This window comes from Roseiarcus sp. (assembly GCF_052145395.1).
Lineage (GTDB): Bacteria > Pseudomonadota > Alphaproteobacteria > Rhizobiales > Beijerinckiaceae > Roseiarcus.
Genome location: NZ_JBKQOT010000409.1, coordinates 1 through 22,314, shown reverse-complemented (window position 1 = coordinate 22,314; position 22,314 = coordinate 1). Strand labels below are relative to the sequence as shown.

Below are 22,314 nucleotides of genomic sequence, written 5' to 3'. Positions count from 1 at the left end.
AAATCGACGTGGACCGGCCGATCGTTGACGACGTCGAGCTGGTAGTCGCGCGGGAGCACGCGCTCCTTGCGGCCTTCCATGTCGAGTTCGAAGATGGTGGTCAGAAAGTGCCCGGCGTAAATGAGCTTGTTGACGTCCTTGAAGTCGACCGAAATCGGCTCGGGCTTGAGACCGCCGCCATAGATGACGGCGGGAACGCGGCCTTCGCGACGAACGGAGCGGGCGGCCCCCTTGCCTGTCCCGCTACGCGTCACGGCCGCGAGTTGCTTGATCGCTGCCATGATGATGTCCTTAACAGAGTTGATCGCGCCTCGCCTCCAGGGGTGTCGGAACCGGCGCGAAGGGCAGGCTTATAGAGGAGCGCTGTTTGCGCGGCAAGATCCGGCGCCGATCTTGTTCTGGTTAGGTTCTTATTTGGTTCTGGTTTCATCACATTGACTTCGTCGCCTGCGCTTGGCATGAAACGGGTGCGCCTAGGTCTCGCCCGCGTTGCGAAGCCAGGACGTTCGGGCGCGGGTGTAGCTCAATGGTAGAGCAGCAGCCTTCCAAGCTGAATACGAGGGTTCGATTCCCTTCACCCGCTCCAGTCCTTTCAATGCCGGCGGTCTTCGACGCGGGCGTCGGACATCTTGTTCGCCGGCGATCAAGAAGCCGGTCGATCGAAACCCGTCAATGTCTTGCAGCAAGGACTTAGCGTCCGCCTGTGAGGCCGCTTGTCAGACTGCCAGATCAGCTGGCGGACGGCTTGACCGGCGCGGCCAGCTCCGCGGCCTTCAGAATGTGCTCCGCGAGCAGCGCTTGAGCCCGTTCGCCGTCCCGGGCGATCGCCGCGTCAAGGATTCGGCGATGTTCGGCCGCCGATTGTGAGCGCGGAAACGGCCTCGTCCGGAGCGATAACATCCGGTAGCGCCGGCTGTGGTCGTACATGGCCCGCAGATAGAGGCGGAGCCAGCGCGAGCGGCAATTCGAGATCAGAGCTTCGTGGAACGCCTCGTTGGCGGCCTCCCACGGCTCGCCGTAGGCGTCCGGGTCGGCCTCCACGAACTCTTCGACCCGCGACAGCTTGTGATACGCGCCCATCACCCGCGCCTCCCAATCGAGGTCCGCGGCGGCGATCGACTGTTTCAGCGCATGGCATTCGAGAAGCTGGCGCATCTCGGTGATCTCCCGCAGATCCTCTGTCGAGACCGGGAGGACGGCGAACCCCTTCTGCCCCTCGGCGACGACGAGCCCGTCCGCGGCGAGGCGGGCCAGGGTCTCCCGGAGCGTATTGACGCTGACGTCGTAAGCTCTGCTGAGCTTCTCGAGCTTGAGCTTCGCGCCCGGCGACAGCACGCCGAGGATGATGTCCTGACGCAACCGCTCGTGCAGCGCTTCAGTCAAGGTCGGCGCTGCGCCCGATCCGGCGACGCGTTCGTGCGCAACGGTCACGGGAAAGCCCTCGCTACAGGAATTTCATATTGCCACTCGGAACGCTATCTCTTATGAAAGAAAAAATATAGGAGATTTTGCGGATGCTCAGATGGTCGATCGCTTCCGTCTGCATGGGGGGCTCGCTCGAAAGCAAGCTCGCCGCCGCAGCCAAGGCGGGCTTTCGCGCCGTCGAGATCTTCGAAAACGACCTCACATTCTTCAGTGGCAAGCCGCATCACGCCCGCCGGATCGCGGCCGACCTGGGGCTCGAAATCGTCGCGCTTCAGCCGCTGCGCGACTTTGAGGCGGCGCCAGAGCCTCAACGCTCGCGAAACATCGAGCGCGCGGCGCGCAAGCTCGATCTCATGGGCGAACTCGGCTGCCGGCTGTTGTGCGTCTGCTCGAACGTTTCGCCCGAGGCGATCGACGATCCCGACCGAGCGGCAGCGGACCTCGCGCATTTGGCCGATCTGGCCCGACGGAGCGGCATGCGCGTCGGCTATGAGGCGCTGGCCTGGGGCCGATGGGTCAAGGATTGGACTTCGGCTTGGGACATCGTGCGGACGGCCGACCGCGACAATCTCGGCATCGGCCTCGACAGCTTCCACATCTGCGTGCGCGGCAATGCAATCGAGCCGATCGCCGACCTGCCGGCGGACCGGATCGCGCTGGTTCAGGTCGCCGACGCGCCGGCGCTGACCATGGACCCCCTGTCGCTCAGCCGCCATTACCGCTGCTATCCCGGCCAGGGCGACTATCCGATCGTCGACTATCTCGACGCGGTGACGCGGTCGGGCTATCGGGGCCCGCTGTCCCTGGAAATCTTCAACGACCAGTTCCGCGGCGCCGCGGCTTCGGCGATCGCCGTCGACGGCATGCGGTCGCTGAGAGCGGTGGGAGAGGCGCTCGCCGCCCGGCGGCCCGCGCGCGGCGAAGCGCCGCTGCCCGACCTCACCCCTCTCCCCCCAGCGCCGAAAGTCGAAGCCGTCGAATTCGTCGAATTCGCGGCGGGCGAAGCGGAGGCCCGCGAACTCGTCGATCTCCTGGAGGGCCTCGGCTTCGGTCTCACCGGCCGCCATCGCACCAAGAATGTCGACCTCTTCACCCAGGGCGCGGTCAACCTGATCGTGAACCAGGAGCGTGAGGGTTTTGCCCACGCCTTCTCGCTGCTGCACGGACCCGCGCTCTGCGCGCTCGCGATCAGGGTCGATTCGATCGACAGGGCGCTCGAGCGCGCCGCCGCCCTGGAATGCCAAAGCTACGCCGGCAAGATCGGCCCGGGCGAGGCGACGCTTCCTTCGGTCGCCGGCGTCGAGGGCAGCCTGATCTATTTCATCGGCCCGGACGGGCCGAAGTGGCGCAATGACTTCGAACTGGCTGACGACACGCCTTCGGCCGGTCTGCTCCGCGCGGTCGATCATTTCTCGAACGTCGTGCGTCGCGGGGAGTTCCTGAGCTGGTCGCTGTTCTACCGGACGGTGCTCGGGCTGAGCCTCGAGCCGCAGGTCGAGATCGCCGATCCGCATGGCGCTTTCTTCAGCCGTTCCGTCCGAAGCGCGAACAACGGCCTGCGCGTCGCCCTCAATATCGGCGAAGGCGGCGCGACCGGAGTCTCGCGCTTCCTCGACGCTTTCGGCGGAGCGGGGTTCCAGCAGATCGCGCTCGCGACCGACGACATCTTCGCCGCGGTCGAGGCGGCGCGCGAGCGGGGCGTCCCGTTCCTGCCCATTCCCGACAATTACTACGACGATCTCGCGACGCGCTTCGAACTCGCCGCCGACCTCATCGCACGGATGCGCTCGCTCGGCGTGCTCTACGATCGCGTCAAGGACGGCGAATTTCTCCACATCTACACCCGCGCCTTCCACGATCGCTTCTTTTTCGAGATCGTCGAGCGCCGCAACTACGACCTCTTCGGCGCGGCGAACACGCCCGTACGGCTAGCGGCCCAGGCGGCGGCTTCCGATGCGGAAAAGCAGGTCGCGATCACCCTCGAACGATGACGATGTCCGGCTTCCTTGAGGAATGACGCCTCATGATCAACGGGATCGCCGCCTCGTCGGCGGCGGCCGGCGCGGCCGAGATTGCGCTCTACGACGTCAGCGCCGCGGCGATGGACGCGCTCGCCGGTCGGCTGATAGCGCACTACCCGAAACTCCCCTTCGCCGTCGGCGCCAACGATCCCTCCGGATTCTACATTGCGGTCAACGCAGCTCCGCTCGGCACTTATCCCGTCGATCCGATGCCGATCGACGTGGTGCGCCTCACGCCGTCGACCTTCATCGCCGAAGTCGTGATGAAGCACGAGACGACGGCCTTTCTCGCCGCCGCCCGGGCCCGCGGCTGCAAGACCCAGGCCGGGGTCGACATGCTGTTCGAACAGATCCCCGCCTGTCCGTCGGCGACGCCCGACGCATTGAGAGCCGTGGCGCAGATAGACTATTAGTCTGCAGGCCTAAGAAACGACAAAAGGGAGGAACCATCGATGACAGCCGCGATGTATCACGAGCCGACGGGGCAGCATCAGTCAAGAACCGCAGCCGCGAGCGGCTGGATCGGGTCCGCGCTCGAGTACTACGATTTCTTCATTTACGCGACGGCCGCTTCGCTCGTCTTCCCGCAAATCTTCTTCCCCTCGAGCAATCCGACGGTCGCGATCGTCGCCTCGCTCGCGACCTACGGGGTCGGCTACGTCGCGCGGCCGATCGGCGCCTTCGTGCTCGGCCACTTCGGCGACACGCACGGCCGCAAGACCGTTCTCCTCGTCTGCCTGTTCCTGATGGGGCTTTCAACTATGGCCGTCGGGCTGCTGCCGACCTACCAGCAGGCGGGCATATGGGCGCCAGCGCTGCTCGTCGCCATTCGGCTCATACAGGGCTTCGCCGTGGCCGGCGAGATTTCCGGCGCGAGCTCCATGATCCTCGAACATGCGCCGTTCGGCCGTCGCGGCTATTTTGCGAGCTTCACCCTCCAGGGCGTGCAGGCCGGACAGATCCTGGCCGCGGCGGTGTTCCTGCCGTTGAGCTACGTGCTTTCGCAGGACGCCTTCATGACCTGGGGATGGCGCGTACCGTTCCTGCTAAGCGTCTTCGTGCTGGTCGCAGGCTACATCATCCGTCGCGAAGTCCACGAGACGCCCGCCTTCGAGGAGGAGAAGGCGCAGCACGTGGTGCCGCGAACGCCGGTTATGGAGGCGCTCGCCAACCATTGGCCCGACATCCTTCGGGTGGTCTGCATGGCGCTGATGAATGTCATTCCGGTGGTGGCGACGATCTTCGGCGCCGCCTACGCTGTCCAGCCGGGCTATGGCGTCGGCATGGACAAGAGCGTGTATCTCTGGATTCCGGTGATCGGGAACATCGTGGCCGTGGTCGTCATTCCGTTCGTCGGCGATCTTTCGGACCGGATCGGCCGCCGGCCGCCCATGATCCTCGGCTCGCTCGCGGCGGGGCTGCTGGCTTTCGGCTATCTCTATGCGATCAGCATCAGGAGCGTGCCGCTCGCTTTTCTGCTCTCGATCCTGATGTGGGGCGTCGTCTACCAGGGCTACAACGCGGTCTTTCCGAGCTTCTATCCCGAGCTCTTCCCCACGCGGTCGCGCGTCTCCGGCATGGCGATTGCTCAGAACATCGGGACGATGCTGACCGCGCTCCTTCCGGCGCTGTTTGCGACCGTCGCGCCTCCCGGCTCCTCGAACGTGCCCCTGACGGTGGGAGCGCTCGCCTTCGGCGTGACAATCATCTCGGCGATCGCGGCGTGGAGCGCGCGCGAAACCTATCGAGTTCACCTGAATGATCTTGGCGAGCCCGGCGCGCCGCCGGTCGACAAGGTCCAGTACGAGCAGCTGCGCCGGCAGAGCCTGACGGCTGCCGCATAAAGGCGGAGGTCTCTTCCACCGGCGCCGGCGGGACGCCGCACGACGCGTCCCGCGCTCGGGACGTCGCCGCTCGCGATGTCCCCCCGGCGTGCTGCGTTGGGTCTCGTCAGACCTGCGGAAGCAGGAAGCCTGCGAAGAAGGCGGCGAGTTCTTCCTCGGCGTCGAGCGGCAAGACGTGCGCGACATATTGGTCCGGGCGCACGACGACCATGCAGCCGTCGCGGCTGACCGCTCTCATGTCGAAGACGTCGTTCCCGGCCTTCAGGTCCGGGCAGAACATCTTTTCATAGTCGATGAGGCCGTGCCTGCCTTTCCGCGGCAGGAGGAGCGCGGGCATGTCCTCGATCCTGAGATCGCGATGGCCCTGCTGGAAGACCGCGCGGACATCGACGATCGAGTCGACGTCGGCGCCCGCCGGCGTGTATCTGAGTACCGGAGACTGCGGCGATGCCGCGAGATGATCGCATAAGCTTCGCGCCTTGGAAGAAGTCTCAGCAGGATTCGCCCGGTCCGCGAATATGAAGATCCGCCAGCGGCCGTCGGCCTTCACGCAATGGCCGAGATGGACGGCCTTGGCGTCCGCAAGACGAATGGCGGGCGCTGAGTGGAAGCGCATGCCGATCGTGAACCCTCCGGCGAGACGCTGATGGGTCGGCTCCGCCGAGACGATCGACGGCCGATAGCGGGTTTCGACGCCCGCGGTGAACCGGAGCCGCCGCATGAAGTACTTCTGGAACTCGACAGGGTCGACGCCGTCGTCGCCGGTGGCGGCCTTCGGCTTGGCGCTGAACATGGCCGCCCATTCGCGGTCGAAGTCGATCAGGTCCTGCGCGATAGCCCGCCTCTCGGTGGAATAGGTCTGGAGCAGCGCGGGGGACGCCCGCCCCTTGATCACAGACACGAGCTTCCAGCCGAGGTTGAACGTGTCCTGCATCGAGACGTTCATCCCCTGGCCCGCTTTCGGGCTGTGCGTGTGGCAGGCGTCGCCGGCGATGAAGACGCGAGGGTTCGCGCGCTCATGCGCCGCGTCGTCGTAGCGGTCGCAGATCCTCTGGCCAATCTCATAAACCGACCACCACGCGCATTCCTTCACCTCCAGCGTGTAGGGCCTCATGACCCGCCGCGCCTGCTCGATCAGGCGGTCGAGCGTGATGCTGCGGTTCGCCACCCGCTCGTCGGCGCCGAGCTTGTCGAGCTCCACGTAAATGCGGACGAGGTAGCCGCCCTCGCGCGGAATGACGAGCACGCTGCCCTGGTCGCCCGACAGGATCGTCGCCTTCAGCCGGATGTCGGGAAAATCGGTCACGGCGAGCACGTCCATGACGCCCCACGCCTGATTGGCCGAGTCGCCTTTCAGGACATATCCGAGCGCCTCGCGCACCTTGCTGCGGGCTCCGTCGCAGCCGACGACATAGCGGGCCCTGACGGTCTCGACCTCGCCTCTATGGCTTTCGTCGATCCGCGTGAGCCTGACCGTGACCGGCCGTTCGCCGTCCGGTGCGACCTGGAGATCGACGAGTTGGCGCGCGTAATCGGGCTCTAGCCTCGAGGGCGAATCACGCATGACGTCGAGATAGAAATCATGCACGCGCGCCTGGTTCAGAATCACATGCGGGAACTCGGAAAGGCCGTCCTCGACGTCCTGAATTCGCCCGTTGCGGACGATGCGGTCGCGGGCGCCGTCGTCCGGCTTCCAGAAGGTCACCTCGTTGACCCAGTAGGCCTCTTTCATCACGCGCTCGCTGAAGCCAAAGGCCTCGAACATCTCCATGCTGCGACACGCGACGCCGTCGGCCTGGCCGAGCGCCAGGGGGCCCAGTTTCTGTTCGACGATCCGGGTCCTGATCTCTGGGAACGCCGCGAGTTGCGCCGCCAGGGTCAGACCCGTCGGGCCGCAGCCGACAATGAGGACGTCCACCTCCTCTGGAAGCGCGTCGGTCTGAGGCGACGGGCGGGCCGGTTCGTAGATCTCCGGATCGCCCGGTCTGAAGCCGTTCAGATGGAATTGCATGTTCGCCCTCTTCCCTTGTTCGCGCGCGGCGGGAAGTCTTCCGCCGACGCCTCCTCTCCCAAGACCTTCCGAGGTTCACGAAAGAAAAGCGCGGGTCAAGGCCGCCGTCGGCGATCGACCCGCCGAGCGGCTGCGTCGAGACTCGGGCCGCAGGCATGCTATCGTCCAGGTCCGACTCAGAATTCCAACCCCGTCGAGGCCCATGCATCCGCTTGCCCGTTCCATCACCGTCGCACTGATCACTTTCGGCGCCAGCCTTCTGGGCATGCTCATCCAGCTCGGGGTGTCTCTGGAGGTGCTGACCGCGTCGAAGGGCGCCGTCGGAGGGATGGTTGGGCTCGTGTCGTTGCTGCTCGCGCTCGTCCTCGGCCTCTTGGTCTTCACCGCTTTTTCCATCTTCACCACCCAGCAGTCGGAAGCCTATTCGCTCGGACCGGTGGTTGCGGACATCGATCTCGCCCTCGACCAGTACGGGCCGGAAGGCGCCTCCGGCCGGGCGGGATTGCGCGCGTCCCTCCAGCGCACGCGAGTCCGCTTCTTCGGCGACGCCGAGCGAGGGCCGCAGCCGTTCACCTTCGACGAGATGAAGGCGACGTTCGCGGGGCTCGACGGCTACTTCGACAGCCTCGAGCCCGCGACCGACCGGCAGCGGCGCCTCGTCACCAAGGCCTGGGACCTCGCGCGAAAATACCACGATACCCAGATGACGATGGCGCGCCAGCTCGCGAGCCCCTTTCCGCCGCACGTGCTGACCGTGGTGATCTGTTGGGCGACGGTCCTTTTCCTCGGCAACGGGGTCGTGGCAGCGCCGAATGCGGTGACGATCATCGCGCATCTCGCCGGCGCGATCTCGATCGGCACCGCGATTTTCCTGATCCTCGAACTCAGCAATCCTTACACTGGATTCATCAGGATCTCGCCGGCCGGCGTCGACAACGCGCTGAGCGTTCTAGGTGAGGTGTCGTCGCCGGCGCCGGACGGGCCCGTCCAAAGCGAACGCGCCCGGACGCCCGCTTGAGGTCGGAGGAAGGGTTGGCTTGGCGGGGCGCTTCCCGCCGGCATGCTGAACAAGGAGCGCTGAATGAGCGACGCCATCCGCATCGCGAAGCAAGTATCCGGAGCGCACGGCCGCTACGTCGCCCGGATCGACGGCGTCGATGGCGAAGCGGAGCTTGTCTTCACCGTCCGCAACGCCGGACTGATCAGCGCCGACCACACCGAGGCGCCGGCGAGCATGCGCGGGACGGGCGCGGCCCTGGCGCTGGTCGAGCACATGATCGCCGACGCCCGCGCCGCCGGATTCAAGATCGTCCCGGTCTGCCCCTACGTGCTGGCGCAATATCGAAGGCATCCCGACTGGAGCGACGTGATGACGAGCCAGCGCCCGTCCTGACTGGGCGACCACGAAAGGACGCCGGCGTCGCGTGACAATCCGCGGAGTTCCTGCGAGGAAGGCGGCATGACGGATAGCCGCTTCTCGATTGCGGATTACTGGCCCGACGATCGGAGCGCGCTCATCGGCGTCGTCGGGCGCATGGGCGGAGGCTTGCGCGCCTGGTCGCTGGCGGTCAGCTTTCTCGGCGACTGCATTGTTCCGCGCGGGGGCGAGGTCGGCGTCGCGACCATCTCAAACTTGCTTGGCGCCTTCAGCATCGACAGCGGCGTCACGCGGACCTCGATGTCGCGCCTTGCGAGCGACGGCTGGGTCGCAAGGCAGAAGGTCGGACGCAACAGCTTCTATGCCCTGACCCCGCTGGCGCTCGCGGCTTCCGAAACCGCCTCGCGCCGCATCTACGCCCCGCGCCACCCGGAGGCCCCATGCGGCTGGCGGGTCGTGTACGCCGGCGGCCTCGGGAAGAGCGAGCAGGCGCGCCTCAAGGCGGCGCTCGCCCGGCGCGGCGCGGCGGAGCTCGCTGCGCAGACCTGGCTGCTTCCGGATGTCGACAAGGCTCCGGACGTTTTGGGCGCAATCGTCATGACGGCCGGTCCGCTGCCGGAGGCGGAGGCGCGGCTTCTGGTGGCGCGCGCCTTCGATCTCGAAGCCCTAAGCGCGGACTACGCCGGATTCGTCGAAGCCTTCGCGCCGGTTGTCGAAGTCCTCGGATCCGGGCGGAGCCTCTCCGGCCTCGACGCCCTCGCCATGCGGGTCCTCGTCATCCACGCCTTTCGCCGCATCGTGCTGCGCGACCCGATGATCCCGGCGCCCTACCTGCCGGAGGGCTGGCCGGGGTTTTCCGCGCGCGCCACGACGGCGGCGATCTGGCGGGCGCTCTTGCGCCCGTCCGAGGCCTGGCTCGACGCCAACGCCGCCTCGGCCTATGGGCCGCTGCCGCCGCGATCCGAGGACGGACGGCGATTCTAGGGCGCGCTTCTCGAAGGAGCCGGCCATCGCCGCTCGCGCTCCGCCCAGCATACGCTCGGCGCCGTTCGGCACGCTTTCGACGCCCGTTCGGGCCCCGTTCGGCGTGGCGAAAGGCCGCCTTATCCAACCGTCTTTCGTGCGTTTTCAAAGACTTGTTCCGGAGTTTCGGAGAAAATGCAACGGCCAACGAGTCTGACCTTCGGCGAGCGCCCCTTCCACCCCCTTGGCCTGGTCCCCCCGCGCTGACGTGCAGGACGGAAAGGCGCCCACCAACGCGAGTCCCGTCGATCGATGACGAAGCATCCATGCCGCGCAGCCCTTTCGTTATGTAGAACGGTAATTCTAAAATACGATAACACAAACTTCTGTTTATGGGAACTCCTGGCGCAACCGTAGCACGCACCCCGAGGGTGCCGCCTGTCCCGCGCTCAGCCCTCGGACCCTGCGACAGCTCCTGCGGCAACATGTTACATTTTTTTGTTGATCCGTAACAAAAATGATGCATAATGGCCCGCATCGAGGCCGCGAAAATCGGTCCGTTCGAACGCGGGGAGACGCATGTACGCCCAAGCGCTGAACGCCAAGGATCTGGCGCCGGTCAAGGCCGAGGACCCGCAAAAACTCGCCGCCTTCCAGGCCCGGATCGACGCCGAGGAGAAGATCGAGCCCAACGACTGGATACCGGAGCAATACCGCCGCACGCTCATCCGGCAGATCTCCCAGCACGCCCATTCCGAGGTCATCGGCATGCAGCCCGAGGGCAATTGGGTGACGCGTGCGCCGACCCTCAAGCGCAAGGCCCAGCTTCTGGCAAAAATCCAGGACGAGGCTGGTCACGGGCTCTATCTCTATTCCGCCACCGAGACGCTCGGCGTCTCGCGCGAGGAGCTCTACGACCAGTTGCTCACGGGCCGGGCTAAATATTCGTCGATTTTCAACTACCCGACCCTGAATTACGCCGACATGGGCGCGGTCGGCTGGCTCGTCGACGGCGCGGCGATCATGAACCAGATTCCGCTCTGCCGCTGCAGCTACGGCCCCTACGCCCGCGCGATGATCCTTATCTGCAAAGAGGAGTCGTTCCACCAGCGGCAAGGCTACGACATCATGGTCGCCATGTGCCGCGGGACGGCGGAGCAGCGCGCGATGGCGCAGGACGCGCTGAACCGCTTCTGGCTGCCCTCGCTCATGATGTTCGGCCCGCACGATTCGAGCAGCGTCCATTCGGAGCTGTCGATGAAGTGGAAGATCAAGCGCTTCACCAATGACGGGCTGAGGCAAAAGTTCATCGACGCGACCGTGCCGCAGGCCCGCTACCTGGGGCTCACGATTCCCGACCCGGACCTGCGCTTCAACGAGGCGACCGGCCATTGGGAGCACGGGGCCCTCGACTGGGACGAGTTCGCCCGCGTGCTCGCCGGCGACGGCCCCTGCAACCGCCAGCGGATGAAGCATCGCCTTGCGGCCGAGGCGGACGGCGCCTGGGTGCGCGAGGCCGCCGCCGCCTATGCCTTGAAGTCGCGCGCCGCAACCGAACGCGCGGCGTGACGAGCAACGACACGAGGAAACGTCCATGACCGAAGCCGCGACCCCGTTGTGGGAAGTGTTCGTCCGCCCGCGCAACGGGCTTGCCCACCGCCATGTAGGCTCGCTGCACGCGCACGATGCCAAGATGGCGCTGCAGGCGGCGCGCGACGTCTACACCCGGCGGGGCGAGACGCTGTCGATCTGGGTCGTCCCGTCGTCGGCCATCGTCGCTTCCGACCCGTCCGAGAAGGACATGATGTTCGAGCCGACGGCGACGAAAATCTACCGGCACCCGACCTTTTACGAAGTGCCCGACGAAGTCGGCCACATGTGAGGGCGACGGCCATGACGCTCGCTTCTTCCGATCCCCGCGCCGCCTGGCTCATGCGTCTCGGCGACGCAAGCTTGATCCTCGGCCATCGCATGACCGAATGGCTGTCGCGCGCTCCGACGCTCGAGGAGGACATCGCGCTCGCCAATTTCGGCCTCGACCTCATCGGGCAGACGCGCGCGCTCTATACGCGCGCCTGCGAACTCGAGGGCGGAACGCGCGACGAGACGGACCTCGCCTATCGCCGCGCCGAGCCGGACTATCGCAATCCGCTCCTCGTCGAGCAGCCGAACGGCAATTTCGCCGACACCATGGCGCGGCATCTCCTCTTCGCCGCCTATGCGACGCCCCTCTATGAGAGCCTCGCCTCGTCCAACGACGCGGAGACGGCGGGGATCGCGACACGCTCCGCGCGCGAGATGGCCTATCATCTGCGCCACGCCGGCGAGTGGATGATCCGGCTCGGCGACGGCACGGCGGAGAGCCACGCCAAGGCGCAAGCCGCGCTCACCGATCTCTGGCCCTACGTCCCGGAGCTGTTCGAGGCCGACGACCTCGATCGCGAGGTCGCGGCTTCAGGCTTCGGCGTCGATCCCTCGACATTGCGCGGCGCGTTCGACGCCGCGGTCGACGACGTGCTTGCGCGTGCGACCCTGAAAAAGCCTGCCGAGCGCTTCGGCCAGCGCGGCGGAAAGGGAGGCCGGCACAGCGAGCATCTCGGCCACATGCTCGCCGTCTTGCAGGCCCTGCAGCGCGCCTATCCGGACGCAAGGTGGTGAACGTGGTTGAATCCGCCCTGGAGAATCTGGGCGCCTCTGCTGACGCGGTCGCTGACCGCGCTCAACGAGCGCGGCTACAGGAGGCCGCCCGGGCCGCGGCGGCGCGCGTGACGGACCCCGAAGTGCCGGTCCTCACGATCGACGACCTCGGCATTCTGCATGACGTCGCGATCGACGATACGGGACGGGTCACGGTCACGATTTTGCCGACCTATTCCGGCTGTCCGGCGATGGGCGTCATCGCGCTCGGAATCGAGACCGAACTCATGAAGGACGGCTTTGCCGACGCGCGCGTCAGGCTGACGAATGCGCCCGCCTGGTCGACCGAGCGCATGAGCGAGGCGGCGCGCGAAAAGCTCCGCGCGACCGGCATATCCCCGCCCGAGCGCGTCTCGGGCAAGCGCGCCCTGTTCGCCCCGTCCGCCGCCGTCGGCTGTCCGCGCTGCGGCTCGAGCGAGACCGAACGCATCTCGGAATTCGGCTCGACGGCGTGCAAGGCCCTCTGGCGCTGCCGCGCCTGCCGCGAGCCTTTCGATCATTTCAAATGCATCTGAGCCCGAGCCGATGAGCCGCTTCCATTCCCTGAAAATCGTCGACCGCCGCCGGGAGACGGCCGACAGCGTGTCCCTCGCCTTCGCCGTGCCGGAGACCTTACGCGAAGAATTCGCGTATCGGCCCGGCCAGTATCTCACGGTGAGAGCCACCATAGACGGCGAGGAATGCCGCCGCTCTTATTCGATCTGCTCGGGCGCGGACGAAGGCGAGCTGCGCATCGCGGTCAAGAAGGTCGACGGCGGGCGGTTTTCGCGCTTCGCCAACGAAGCGCTCGCGCCCGGCCAGCGCCTCGATGTCGCGGGACCCGAAGGGCGGTTCACCGCCGACATCGGCGCCGACCGCCACTATGCGTTCTTCGCCGCTGGATCTGGCGTCACGCCGGTTATGTCGATCATCCGATCGACGCTCGCCGCCAATGCGAATGCGCGCGCGACGCTCGTCTACGGAAACCGCACGACGGCGAGCATCATGTTCCGTCAGGCGCTCGACGATCTCAAGGACCGCTATCTCGGGCGGCTCGCCGTCTTCCACGTGCTGTCGCGCGAGTCGCAGGACATCGACCTTCTCAACGGCCGGATCGACGGCGAGCGGATCGCCCTCATCGCGCGGACCATCGTTCCGCCGAAAGGCGTCGACGCCTATTTCCTGTGCGGCCCGTTTGGCATGATCGAGGACGGCCGCAGGGCGCTGATCGCAGCCGGCGTCGAGCCGTCGCGGATCAAGGCCGAGCTCTTTTCGACCGACGGCGCGCCGCGGCCGGCGCCCGCCGCGACGCCGGCGCATGTCGCCCACGAGGGCGAAGCGCATGTCTCATGCGTACTCGAAGGCCGCAGACATCGGATCGAGGTCGAGCCGGGCCGGCTCATCATCGAAGCCGCGCACGAGCAGGGCTTCGAGATCCCCCACTCGTGCAAGGGCGGCATGTGCTGCACCTGCCGCTGCAAGGTGCTGGAGGGCGCGGTGGCGATGGACGTCAACTATTCGCTCGAACCCTGGGAACTCGAGGCCGGCTACACGCTCGCCTGCCAGTCCCGGGCGCTCACGCCGACGGTGACGCTGGATTTCGACGCGGCGTAATCGAGGCGGCGAATATTGATCCGCCCCGGGCCCTATTCGACTCGAGCGGCTAGCGTCCCCGCCCCCTCATTGTGGGTCCCACAAGGGGGGAGGAGGGCGCCCGACTGGCCAGCGATCCTATTCAAGCGCTGAAGGCTCACCCTTTCGGGCGAAGGTCGACGATCCGCTTGGCCTTGCCCTGCGAACGCTCGACGGCGCCGGGGTCGACGACGCGGACGCCGGCTGTCACGCCGATCACGGACTTGATGTGGTGGGTAAGTTCGTGCGCGCCCAACTCGCGCTGGGCCTCGTCAGCCGCGTGCGGCCGCGCCTCGACCACGACCGTCATGGCGTCCATGCGCTCATGGCGGAAAAGCTCGATCTGGAAGTGCGGCGACAGCGCGTCGCACTTGAGAATCTGCTCCTCGATCTGCGACGGGAATACATTGACGCCGCGCAAGATGATCATGTCGTCGGAACGCCCGGTGATCCGCTCCATCCGCCGCATCGATCGCGCCGTGCCGGGCAGAAGCCGCGTCAGGTCGCGCGTGCGGTAGCGGATGATCGGCATCGCCTCCTTGGTGAGCGAGGTGAAGACGAGCTCGCCCGGCGCGCCGTCCGGCAAGACTTCGCCCGTGTTGGGATCGACGATCTCGGGGTAGAAATGGTCCTCCCAGATGTGTGGGCCGTCCTTGGTCTCGACGCATTCGCAGGAGACGCCCGGCCCCATGACCTCCGACAGTCCGTAGATGTCGACCGCGTGCATGTCGAAAGACTGCTCGATCTCGGCGCGCATGGCGTTGGTCCAGGGCTCGGCGCCGAAGATGCCGACCTGAAGGCTGCAGTCGCGCGGATCGACATTCGACCGGCGGAACTCGTCCAGAATCGCCAGCATGTAGGACGGCGTCACCATCACGATCTCGGGCTTGAAGTCGTGGATGAGCTGCACCTGCCGCTCGGTCATGCCGCCCGAGACCGGAATGACCGCGCAGCCCAGCCGCTCGGCCCCGTAGTGCGCGCCCAAGCCCCCGGTGAACAGGCCGTAGCCGTAGGCGATATGGACCTTCATGCCCCGCCGCCCCCCGGCGGCGCGGATCGAGCGCGCCATGAGGTCGGACCAGACGTCGATGTCGCCTTGCGTGTAGGCGACCACAGTCGGCTTGCCGGTCGTGCCGGACGAGGCGTGGATACGGGCGATCCGGTCGTGCGGCACGGCGACCATACCGAACGGATAAGTGTCGCGCAGGTCGACCTTGGTCGTGAACGGGAACCTGGCGAGATCGCCGAGCGTGCGGCAATCGCCAGGATGGATCCCCGCAGCGTCGAACTTGGCGCGATAGTGGGGAACGTTGTCGTAGGCGTGGCGCAGGCTCTTTTGCAGGCGGGCGAGCTGCAGAGCGGCGATTTCGTCGCGCGAAGCCACTTCAATGCGGTCGAGTTCGCTTCTTTTTGGCGCAAGATCGCGCATGGACAGGTCCTGTCGTTTTGACGTCAGAAGAACGAGCCGGGCACGGTGCGGCTATAGCCGCGGAATTCCGCGATCGGCGTCCCGGTCTCGTCGCTGACGCTGATGTCGTAGATGCCGCTGCGATCGATGCGGCGCACCTCGCGCGCGGTCGCGGTCAGGCGCGAGCCCTCGCGGGCGGGCTTCAGATAGGTGATGGAGCAGTGCTGCGCGACGCAGCGCTGGTTGTAGCTGTTGCAGGCGTAGGCGAAGGCGGTGTCGGCGAGCAGGAAGATGAAGCCGCCGTGGCCGATGCCGTGACCGTTGGTCATCGCCTGGGTCACGACCATGGACAACGTCGCCTCGCCCGGGCCGACCGCCTCCATGCGGATGCCATGCTCCCTGGCGGTATTGTCCTCCGCTCCCATGAGCTCAGCGGATTTCCGGGCGATCTCGTCCGGCGTCAAGGCTCGCGCCTTTTCCCGCGGAAATCGGCCGGGCGCTTTTCCAGGAACGCCCGGACGCCCTCGATATATTCGTCAGCCGCGCCAGCCTCGCGCTGGAGGTCGCGCTCGAGATCGAGCTGCGCGTCGAGACTGTTCGACGACGCCGCGAGAAAGGCGCGCTTCATCAGCCCATAGGCGTGGGTCGGGCCGGCCGCGAGGCGCATGGCGATCTCCCGCGCCACGCCCATCAGCTGATCGTCGTCGACGGCGCGGTAGATCATGCCCCAGGCCTCGGCCTCTTCGGCGCCGATCGGGTCTGCCAACATCATCAGGGCGCGGGCGCGCGCCTCGCCGACGAGTCGGGGCAGAACCCAGGTGCCGCCGGAATCGGGCACGAGCCCGATGCGCGCGAAGGCCTGCAAGAACTTGGCCGACTTCGCCGCAACCACGATGTCGCAAGCGAGCGCGACATTCGCCCCCGCCCCGGCGGCAGCGCCGTTGACCGCGCACACCACCGGCTTCGGCAGCGCGCGCAGGGCGCGGATGAGCGGATTGTAGCGCGTCTCGATCGACGCCCCGAGGTCGGGGCGCTCTCCGCCTGGCGCGACGGCGCGGTCGGCGAGATCCTGGCCGGCTGAGAAGCCCCTGCCGGCGCCCGTCAACAGGACGACGCGGCAGGCGTCATCCGTCGCGGCGCGTTTGACTGCGGCCGCCAGGGCCTCGTGCAGCGCCCCATTGAACGCGTTCATCCGGTCCGGCCGGTTGAGGGTCAGCGTGAGGACGCCGTCCTCCGCCGCTTCCAGCAAGACGGGTTGGAGTGATGCGTTGACGTCTCCCATGGGCGGCCTCCCTGGCTATTTGCCGATCCGATCGCTACGGGCGTTGTGGAATTGACCGATTCGTGGGTCATTAGTAGTGACTCGTGAGCATGTCCATAGGCGGTGAGGGAGGAACGGATGACGGATTTTTATGGTCGTCACGAGGCGCTCTTGAAGCAGGCGCTGAACGCGATCGCCGAGCGGACCTATTTCAGCGCCTATCCCGAATCCGCATCGCCTAGGGTCTATGGCGAGACCGCCAGGGCCGAGGGCGACGCCGCCTTCGAGGCGATCCTCGGCAAGCCCTTTCCCTTCGACGACAGGCACCCGAACGAGCGCCTCGTGGGCAGCGAGACCTCGCCTTACGGCAAGCCGCTCGGGATTCGCTATCCGGCCGCGTCGATCGACGCGCTCATCGAGGCGAGCGCAGCCGCGGGCGAAGCCTGGGGCAAGGCCTCGGTCGAGGCGCGCGCCGGCGTGATGCTGGAGGGGCTGGCGCGTCTCAACAGGCAGAGTTTTTTGATCGCCGACGCGGTGCAGCATACCTCCGGCCAGTCGTGGGGCATGGCCTTCCAGGCGGGCGGGCCCCATGCCCAGGACCGCGGCCTCGAGGCCGTCGCCTATGCGGTCGCCGAAATGAACCGCGCCCCGCGGGAGGTGGCGTGGGAGAAGCCGCAGGGCAAGGGCGAACCGATCCGGCTGGCGAAGCGGTTCCGCATCGCCCCGCGCGGCATCGCGGTCGAGATCGGCTGCGCCACCTTCCCGACCTGGAACCTCTATCCCGGCCTGTTCGCCAGTCTCGCCACCGGCAACAGCGTGATCGTCAAGCCGCACCCGGCGGCGATCCTGCCGGCGGCGATCACCGTCAAGATCCTTCGAGAGGTTCTGATCGAAGCTGGCTTTGATCCCAATGTCGCGCTGCTTGCGGCCGACGAACCGTCGGCGCCGATCGCCAAGGACCTCGTCCAGCATTCCGCGGTCAAGATCGTCGATTTCACCGGCGGCCCGGCCTTCGGCTCGTGGCTGCGCCATACGCTCACGGACAAGCTCGTCTACACCGAGGAGGCGGGCGTCAACGCCATCGTCATCGACTCGACCGCGAACTTCCGCGGCATGTGCGACAACATCGCCTTCTCGCTGTCGCTCTATTCCGGCCAGATGTGCACCGCGCCGCAGAACGTGTTCGTCCCCAGGGGCGGGATCGAGACCAACGAGGGCCATAAGAGCTTCGAGGAGGCGGCGAAGGGGATCGCCGACGCGGTCGACAGGCTGCTGGCGGAACCCGCCCGGGCGCAGACGGTGCTCGGCGCGATCCAGGGCGATGCGACGCTCGAGCGGGTGAAGGAGGCGGCCTCGTTCGGCCGCGTGGTTCGCGCATCCGCGCCGGTGGAGGGGCTCGCGCGCAGCGCAACCCCGCTCATCCTGGCGGTCGATGCGGACGACGAGCGCGCCTGGCGCGAGGAGCGGTTCGGCCCGATCTCGTTCGTGATCGCGACCGACTCGACCGCCGATTCGCTTGTGCGCGCGGAGACTTCGATCCGCGACAAAGGCGCGATCACCGCCGCGCTCTATACGTCGAGCGACGCCGTCGCGGAGGCCGCCGAAGCCGCCTTCGCCCGCGCCAATGTCGCGCTCTCGATCAACCTCATCGGCGCCATCTTCGTCAATCAGTCGTCGGCCTTCTCCGACTTCCACGTGACCGGCGGCAATCCGGCGGGCAACGCCTCGCTGACCGACACCGCCTTCGTCGCCAACCGCTTCCGCATCGCCCCGGTGCGGCGCATGACGGCTTGAGGCGGCCGATGGCTGAAGCCTTCATCTGCGACTATGTCCGCACCCCCATCGGCCGCTACGGCGGCGCGCTCGCGAGCGTTCGCGCCGACGACCTCGCGGCGATCCCGATCCGCGAGCTTTTGCGCCGCTGCCCGAGCCTCGCCGAGACGGTGGACGACGTCTTCTTCGGCTCGGCGAACCAGGCCGGCGAGGACAACCGCAATCTGGCCCGCATGGCGTCGCTGCTGGCCGGCCTGCCGGAATCCGTCCCGGGCGTGACGGTGAACCGCCTGTGCGCCTCGGGCATGGACGCCGTCGCGGCCGCCGCGCGCGCGATCAAGGCGGACGAGATTTCGCTCGCCGTCGCCGGGGGCTCAGAGTCGATGACGCGCGCCCCGCTGGTCATGGGCAAGGCGGAAACGGCGTTCCAGCGCTCGGCCGACGTCTACGACACCACGATCGGCTGGCGCTTCGTCAATCCGCAGATGAAAAAGCTCTACGGCGTCGACTCGATGCCGGAGACGGCTGAGAACGTCGCCAACGACTATCGGATCTCGCGCGAGGACCAGGACGCGTTCGCGCTGCGCTCGCAGCGGCGCGCAGCGGGGGCGCAGGCCAAGGCCGCGTTCGCGGACGAGATCGTCGCGGTCGAGATCAGGGACCGCAAGGGCGCCGTGACCCGCGTGGCGAAGGACGAGCACCCGCGCGCCGACACGACGCTCGAGTCGCTGGCGAAACTGCGCGGCATCGTGCGGCCGGACGGCAGCGTCACCGCGGGGAACGCGTCGGGCGTCAACGACGGCGCCGCCGCCCTCGTCCTCGCCTCAGAGAAGGCGGCCGCAGCGCGTGGCTTCACGCCGATCGCGCGCGTGCTCGGCTACGCGACCGCGGGCGTCAAGCCGCGGGTGATGGGCGTCGGCCCCATCCCCGCCGTGCAAAACTTATGCGAACGGCTGGGCCTGAGGCCTCAGGACTTCGATGCGATCGAGCTCAACGAGGCCTTCGCCGCGCAGGCGCTCGCGTGCCTGCGCGGCCTCGGGCTTGCCGACGACGCCGAAACCGTCAATCCCAACGGCGGCGCGATCGCGCTCGGCCATCCGCTCGGCATGTCGGGCGCGCGCCTCGCCGGGACGGTTGCGTTCGAGCTTCGCCGCCGGGGCGGCCGCTACGGCCTCGCCACGATGTGCGTCGGCGTCGGCCAGGGGGTCGCGCTGGCGATCGAGCGGGTGTAGCCCGGCCGCTGGCCGCAAGCGGGGCGCGTCACGGCGCCGCGCTCCGCCGCCGGCGGTCGGAACGCGCCGCTTCGTGGGTGGCTTAAGGCGAGCCCCAGGCAGCCGGGTTCGTCCCGGGAATGTGATGTCGCCGGCGCCCTCTTTTCACCGGACCGCATTCCAAGAGGGAATTGCCGTCCCGAGTTGGCGAGCGACCCCGCCTGCCTAGCAAGATCCCTCACTTGGTTGTGCGCTGGCGCACGGCGCGTTGTCCAAAAGAGGTAGGAGCTAACATTTTAGGTCGCTTTACACCGTTCTCGACTCCACTTACGTTAGGCGGCTCAACTCTCGGGTTGTAGATCCTCTGTCGAAAAGCCAATACTGGCGGCGGGTGCAGTATTAGGCTTTATGGTCAAGTTCAGGCTGGCTCAGCAGGTCGCCTGGACATCGAATAGAGGCAATATAGGGCTGGCTTAAGGTTAATAATCAACAGGGAAACGCTTCGCCCAAGTAAGGGAAGGGACGTGCGGAGCCGGTGTGACTTGGGTTGTTTTTGCACTACTGGGGATTTGGAATAATGGATGAATCGACTGGGACCACTGAAGGGCCTGACGTCTGTCGTGAACAGGGGGTAGACGCGGCGTCCGGCGCTTTCGTCGCGTTGGTCGAGCATCGCCCGTTCTTACGGGAATGCATTGCTCGCAGCATGCAATCGGCGTTCTCGGTTCCGGTCGTCACGTTTTCGACATTGTCGGAACTGCGCGGCCAGAATAAAGACGCCTCCGCCGCTCTTGTCATCCTGTCCTTGCTAGAGGCCACCCGGGACGATTGGGCGAAGACGCTGAAGGACCTGTCGGAAAGCGTCTCACGCCGCCCCGTCGTCATGCTTGCGTCGGCGAATGACCTGGAGCTGGCCCGCGCCGCCATCCGACACGGCGCCAAGGGATACATTCCGGTCACAATGGGATTTGACGTTGCGGTTCAGGCCATTCGCTTTGTTCTGATTGGCGGCACTTACGCCCCGACGGACCACCTTCTTCATGCGCCCGATCAGCCTCGCCTTTCACCGCCGACGCCGTTCCGGCCGGCCGGCGGTCTCACCGCCCGCGAAACCTCCGTTGTGGCTGCGATAAAGCAAGGCAAGTCCAACAAAGTCATTGCCCATGAACTGAGTATGTGTGAAAGCACGGTGAAAGTCCACGTGCGCAATGTGATGAAGAAGTTGCAGGCGAAGAACCGCACCGAGGTCGCGATGAGGGCGTAAGCGCGTCGCAAGTCGGGGCTTCGATCTGCAGGGGGTGGTACGTTCCGCCATTTGTGCAGCGAGGCCGAAGGCCGGGCGCACGCAGGTCTGAGACCACCGCTTGCCGTCTCCGTTGCGGCCGTTCGCGTTCCCGATGTCCCCAACCGTCAAATCGCGACACGGAATCGGCCCCGACGAATTCCCACTTCGGTGAACGGGTTCCGACACCGCCCCTTTCGGGACGGAGGCGCCTCGGGCGGTCTGCCCTCCCGATATCGACCGGATCTGGCGTCATGAGCGGTTGGAGCGGGCGAAGGGAATCGAACCCTCGTATGAAGCTTGGGAAGCTTCCGTTCTACCATTGAACTACGCCCGCTCAGGCGCTTCTACGCGATGGCAGGAGAGGAGGGACTCGAACCCCCAACCCCCGGTTTTGGAGACCGGTGCTCTGCCAATTGAGCTACACTCCTACGATGAGCCTCCTTCTGCCGCATCGCGCGGGCGGATGCAAGACCGGGGACGCTCGCCGGGAGGCCGTTCGGCGGCGGAAGTTGCGCTTAGCCCTCACAGCGCCATCTCCGGCCCGAGCGGCACGATGCCGGTCGGATTGATGCGGCGATGGCTCTCATAATAATGATGTTTGATGTGAAAGAAATCGACCGTGTCGGCCACGCCCGGCCAACGATAGAGGGTCCTGAGATAGCGGCTCAGCGCCGGATAGTCGCGGATCTCCCTGAGGTTGCACTTGAAGTGGCCGAAATAGACGGGGTCGAAGCGGATGAGCGTGGTGAACAGCCGCCAGTCGGCCTCCGTCAGCCGGTCGCCGAACAGGAACTGCCGGGTCGCAAGGCGCGCTTCGAGTTCGTCGAGCGTGGCGAACAGCGCCTGGAACGCCTCCTCGTAGGCTTCCTGCGAGGTTGCGAACCCGGCGCGATAGATGCCGTTGTTAACGGTCGCGTAGATGCGGGCGTTCAGCGCGTCGATCTCGGTTCTGAGATCCTCCGGGTAATAGTCGCCCTCCGCCGCGCCGAGGCCGTCGAAGGCGGAGTTGAACATGCGGATGATCTCGGAGGATTCATTGTTGACGATCGTGTTCGTGTCCCGGTCCCAAAGCACCGGCACGGTGACGCGGCCGGTGAAGTCCGGCCGCGCCTTGACATAGAACTGGCTCAAGCGCTCGAAGCCGAAGAGCGGGTCCGGAACGACGCTCGGCCCGGGATCGAAGGTCCAGCCGCGCTCGGCCATCAGCCAGTTGACGACCGAGACCGAGATCATGCTCTCGAGTCCCTTGAGCTTGCGGAAAATCAGCGTGCGATGCGCCCATGGACAGGCGAGCGACACGATCAGGTGATAGCGCCCGGCGGCGGCGTGAAAACCGCCTGTTCCCGTGGGACCCGGCGCGCCGTCCGCCGTCACCCAGTTGCGGAACTCAGAGTCGGGACGAACGAAACGGCCGGTCTCGTTGCGC

Annotated in this window: 20 protein-coding genes, 3 tRNA genes and 1 pseudogene; 15 read left to right on the top strand and 9 right to left on the bottom strand. The window is 66.5% G+C overall.

The genetic code is table 11. The features are described from left to right. Window positions 1-281 (bottom strand): annotated as a pseudogene (locus ACLP25_RS13825) (50S ribosomal protein L25/general stress protein Ctc); the annotation flags it as partial. A 231-nt stretch (window positions 282-512) separates the two neighbouring features. Between ACLP25_RS13825 and ACLP25_RS13820 the strand changes: the two are divergent. Further along, window positions 513-586, top strand: a tRNA-Gly gene (locus ACLP25_RS13820). A gap of 143 nt (window positions 587-729) precedes the next feature. Here the strand turns inward: ACLP25_RS13820 and ACLP25_RS13815 are convergent. Further along, a complete protein-coding gene (locus tag ACLP25_RS13815) occupies window positions 730-1,431 on the bottom strand; it encodes a GntR family transcriptional regulator (RefSeq protein WP_442469762.1) in 702 nt (233 codons plus the stop codon). Between the two features lie 83 nt (window positions 1,432-1,514). Here ACLP25_RS13815 and ACLP25_RS13810 point away from each other — a divergent pair, with 83 nt between their 5' ends. From ACLP25_RS13810 to ACLP25_RS13800, 3 genes are read left to right on the top strand one after another with little or no spacing between them, the layout of a single operon-like run. After that, the gene (locus ACLP25_RS13810; protein ID WP_442469761.1) at window positions 1,515-3,416 is read left to right on the top strand and encodes a bifunctional sugar phosphate isomerase/epimerase/4-hydroxyphenylpyruvate dioxygenase family protein; all 1,902 of its coding nucleotides are present in this window, start codon (window positions 1,515-1,517) and stop codon (window positions 3,414-3,416) included. 32 nt (window positions 3,417-3,448) lie between these two features. Further along, the gene (locus ACLP25_RS13805) at window positions 3,449-3,859 is read left to right on the top strand and encodes a hypothetical protein (RefSeq protein ID WP_442469760.1); all 411 of its coding nucleotides are present in this window, start codon (window positions 3,449-3,451) and stop codon (window positions 3,857-3,859) included. Window positions 3,860-3,898: 39 nt separating this feature from the next. Further along, window positions 3,899-5,290 carry an MFS transporter gene (locus ACLP25_RS13800; protein ID WP_442469759.1) on the top strand — a complete coding sequence of 464 codons (1,392 nt, stop codon included), beginning with the start codon at window positions 3,899-3,901 and terminating at the stop codon, window positions 5,288-5,290. 106 nt (window positions 5,291-5,396) lie between these two features. On the opposite strand, the gene ACLP25_RS13795 is transcribed toward ACLP25_RS13800, so the two are convergent. Continuing rightward, the gene (locus tag ACLP25_RS13795) at window positions 5,397-7,301 is read right to left on the bottom strand and encodes an FAD-binding monooxygenase (protein WP_442469758.1); all 1,905 of its coding nucleotides are present in this window, start codon (window positions 7,299-7,301) and stop codon (window positions 5,397-5,399) included. A gap of 202 nt (window positions 7,302-7,503) precedes the next feature. On the opposite strand from ACLP25_RS13795, the gene ACLP25_RS13790 reads away from it, so the two are divergent. The 8 genes from ACLP25_RS13790 (at window position 7,504) to ACLP25_RS13755 (ending at window position 13,932) form a co-directional block, all read left to right on the top strand. Further along, window positions 7,504-8,319, top strand: a complete 816-nt coding sequence (locus ACLP25_RS13790; RefSeq protein WP_442469757.1) for a bestrophin-like domain — start codon at window positions 7,504-7,506, stop codon at window positions 8,317-8,319. Between the two features lie 63 nt (window positions 8,320-8,382). Beyond that, window positions 8,383-8,694 carry a GNAT family N-acetyltransferase gene (locus ACLP25_RS13785; RefSeq protein WP_442469756.1) on the top strand — a complete coding sequence of 104 codons (312 nt, stop codon included), beginning with the start codon at window positions 8,383-8,385 and terminating at the stop codon, window positions 8,692-8,694. Between the two features lie 66 nt (window positions 8,695-8,760). After that, entirely contained in the window at window positions 8,761-9,663 is a 903-nt protein-coding gene (locus ACLP25_RS13780) for a PaaX family transcriptional regulator (RefSeq protein ID WP_442469755.1), read from the top strand. Between the two features lie 558 nt (window positions 9,664-10,221). Beyond that, entirely contained in the window at window positions 10,222-11,211 is a 990-nt protein-coding gene (gene paaA, locus ACLP25_RS13775) for a 1,2-phenylacetyl-CoA epoxidase subunit PaaA (protein ID WP_442469754.1), read from the top strand. Window positions 11,212-11,236: 25 nt separating this feature from the next. After that, a complete protein-coding gene (gene paaB, locus ACLP25_RS13770) occupies window positions 11,237-11,524 on the top strand; it encodes a 1,2-phenylacetyl-CoA epoxidase subunit PaaB (protein ID WP_442469753.1) in 288 nt (95 codons plus the stop codon). Window positions 11,525-11,535: 11 nt separating this feature from the next. Continuing rightward, entirely contained in the window at window positions 11,536-12,300 is a 765-nt protein-coding gene (paaC, locus tag ACLP25_RS13765; protein WP_442469752.1) for a 1,2-phenylacetyl-CoA epoxidase subunit PaaC, read from the top strand. Between the two features lie 26 nt (window positions 12,301-12,326). Continuing rightward, window positions 12,327-12,854, top strand: a complete 528-nt coding sequence (gene paaD / locus ACLP25_RS13760; protein ID WP_442469764.1) for a 1,2-phenylacetyl-CoA epoxidase subunit PaaD — start codon at window positions 12,327-12,329, stop codon at window positions 12,852-12,854. A 10-nt stretch (window positions 12,855-12,864) separates the two neighbouring features. Next, on the top strand, window positions 12,865-13,932 hold the full coding sequence (locus ACLP25_RS13755) for a 2Fe-2S iron-sulfur cluster-binding protein (RefSeq protein ID WP_442469751.1): 1,068 nt from the start codon (window positions 12,865-12,867) through the stop codon (window positions 13,930-13,932). Between the two features lie 136 nt (window positions 13,933-14,068). Here ACLP25_RS13755 and paaK read toward each other — a convergent pair whose 3' ends face one another. The 3 genes from paaK to paaG are packed head-to-tail and all read right to left on the bottom strand — an operon-like array spanning window position 14,069 to window position 16,640. Beyond that, window positions 14,069-15,379: a phenylacetate--CoA ligase PaaK gene (paaK, locus tag ACLP25_RS13750; RefSeq protein ID WP_442469750.1), complete on the bottom strand. Its 1,311-nt coding sequence runs from the start codon at window positions 15,377-15,379 to the stop codon at window positions 14,069-14,071. 23 nt (window positions 15,380-15,402) lie between these two features. Next, window positions 15,403-15,783: a hydroxyphenylacetyl-CoA thioesterase PaaI gene (gene paaI / locus ACLP25_RS13745; protein ID WP_442469763.1), complete on the bottom strand. Its 381-nt coding sequence runs from the start codon at window positions 15,781-15,783 to the stop codon at window positions 15,403-15,405. 35 nt (window positions 15,784-15,818) lie between these two features. Further along, window positions 15,819-16,640: a 2-(1,2-epoxy-1,2-dihydrophenyl)acetyl-CoA isomerase PaaG gene (gene paaG, locus ACLP25_RS13740; protein ID WP_442469749.1), complete on the bottom strand. Its 822-nt coding sequence runs from the start codon at window positions 16,638-16,640 to the stop codon at window positions 15,819-15,821. Window positions 16,641-16,757: 117 nt separating this feature from the next. On the opposite strand from paaG, the gene paaN reads away from it, so the two are divergent. From paaN to ACLP25_RS13725, 3 genes are all read left to right on the top strand, one after another. Further along, window positions 16,758-18,413 carry a phenylacetic acid degradation protein PaaN gene (gene paaN / locus ACLP25_RS13735; protein ID WP_442469748.1) on the top strand — a complete coding sequence of 552 codons (1,656 nt, stop codon included), beginning with the start codon at window positions 16,758-16,760 and terminating at the stop codon, window positions 18,411-18,413. A gap of 8 nt (window positions 18,414-18,421) precedes the next feature. Then, window positions 18,422-19,624: a 3-oxoadipyl-CoA thiolase gene (gene pcaF, locus ACLP25_RS13730; RefSeq protein ID WP_442469747.1), complete on the top strand. Its 1,203-nt coding sequence runs from the start codon at window positions 18,422-18,424 to the stop codon at window positions 19,622-19,624. Window positions 19,625-20,180: 556 nt separating this feature from the next. After that, the gene (locus ACLP25_RS13725; protein ID WP_442469746.1) at window positions 20,181-20,867 is read left to right on the top strand and encodes a LuxR C-terminal-related transcriptional regulator; all 687 of its coding nucleotides are present in this window, start codon (window positions 20,181-20,183) and stop codon (window positions 20,865-20,867) included. A gap of 281 nt (window positions 20,868-21,148) precedes the next feature. On the opposite strand, the gene ACLP25_RS13720 is transcribed toward ACLP25_RS13725, so the two are convergent. From ACLP25_RS13720 to ACLP25_RS13710, 3 genes are all read right to left on the bottom strand, one after another. Beyond that, window positions 21,149-21,222, bottom strand: a tRNA-Gly gene (locus ACLP25_RS13720). An 18-nt stretch (window positions 21,223-21,240) separates the two neighbouring features. After that, window positions 21,241-21,316, bottom strand: a tRNA-Trp gene (locus ACLP25_RS13715). Between the two features lie 94 nt (window positions 21,317-21,410). Beyond that, on the bottom strand, window positions 21,411-22,314 hold a 904-nt coding region (locus ACLP25_RS13710), incomplete at its 5' end, for a glutathione S-transferase family protein (RefSeq protein ID WP_442469745.1).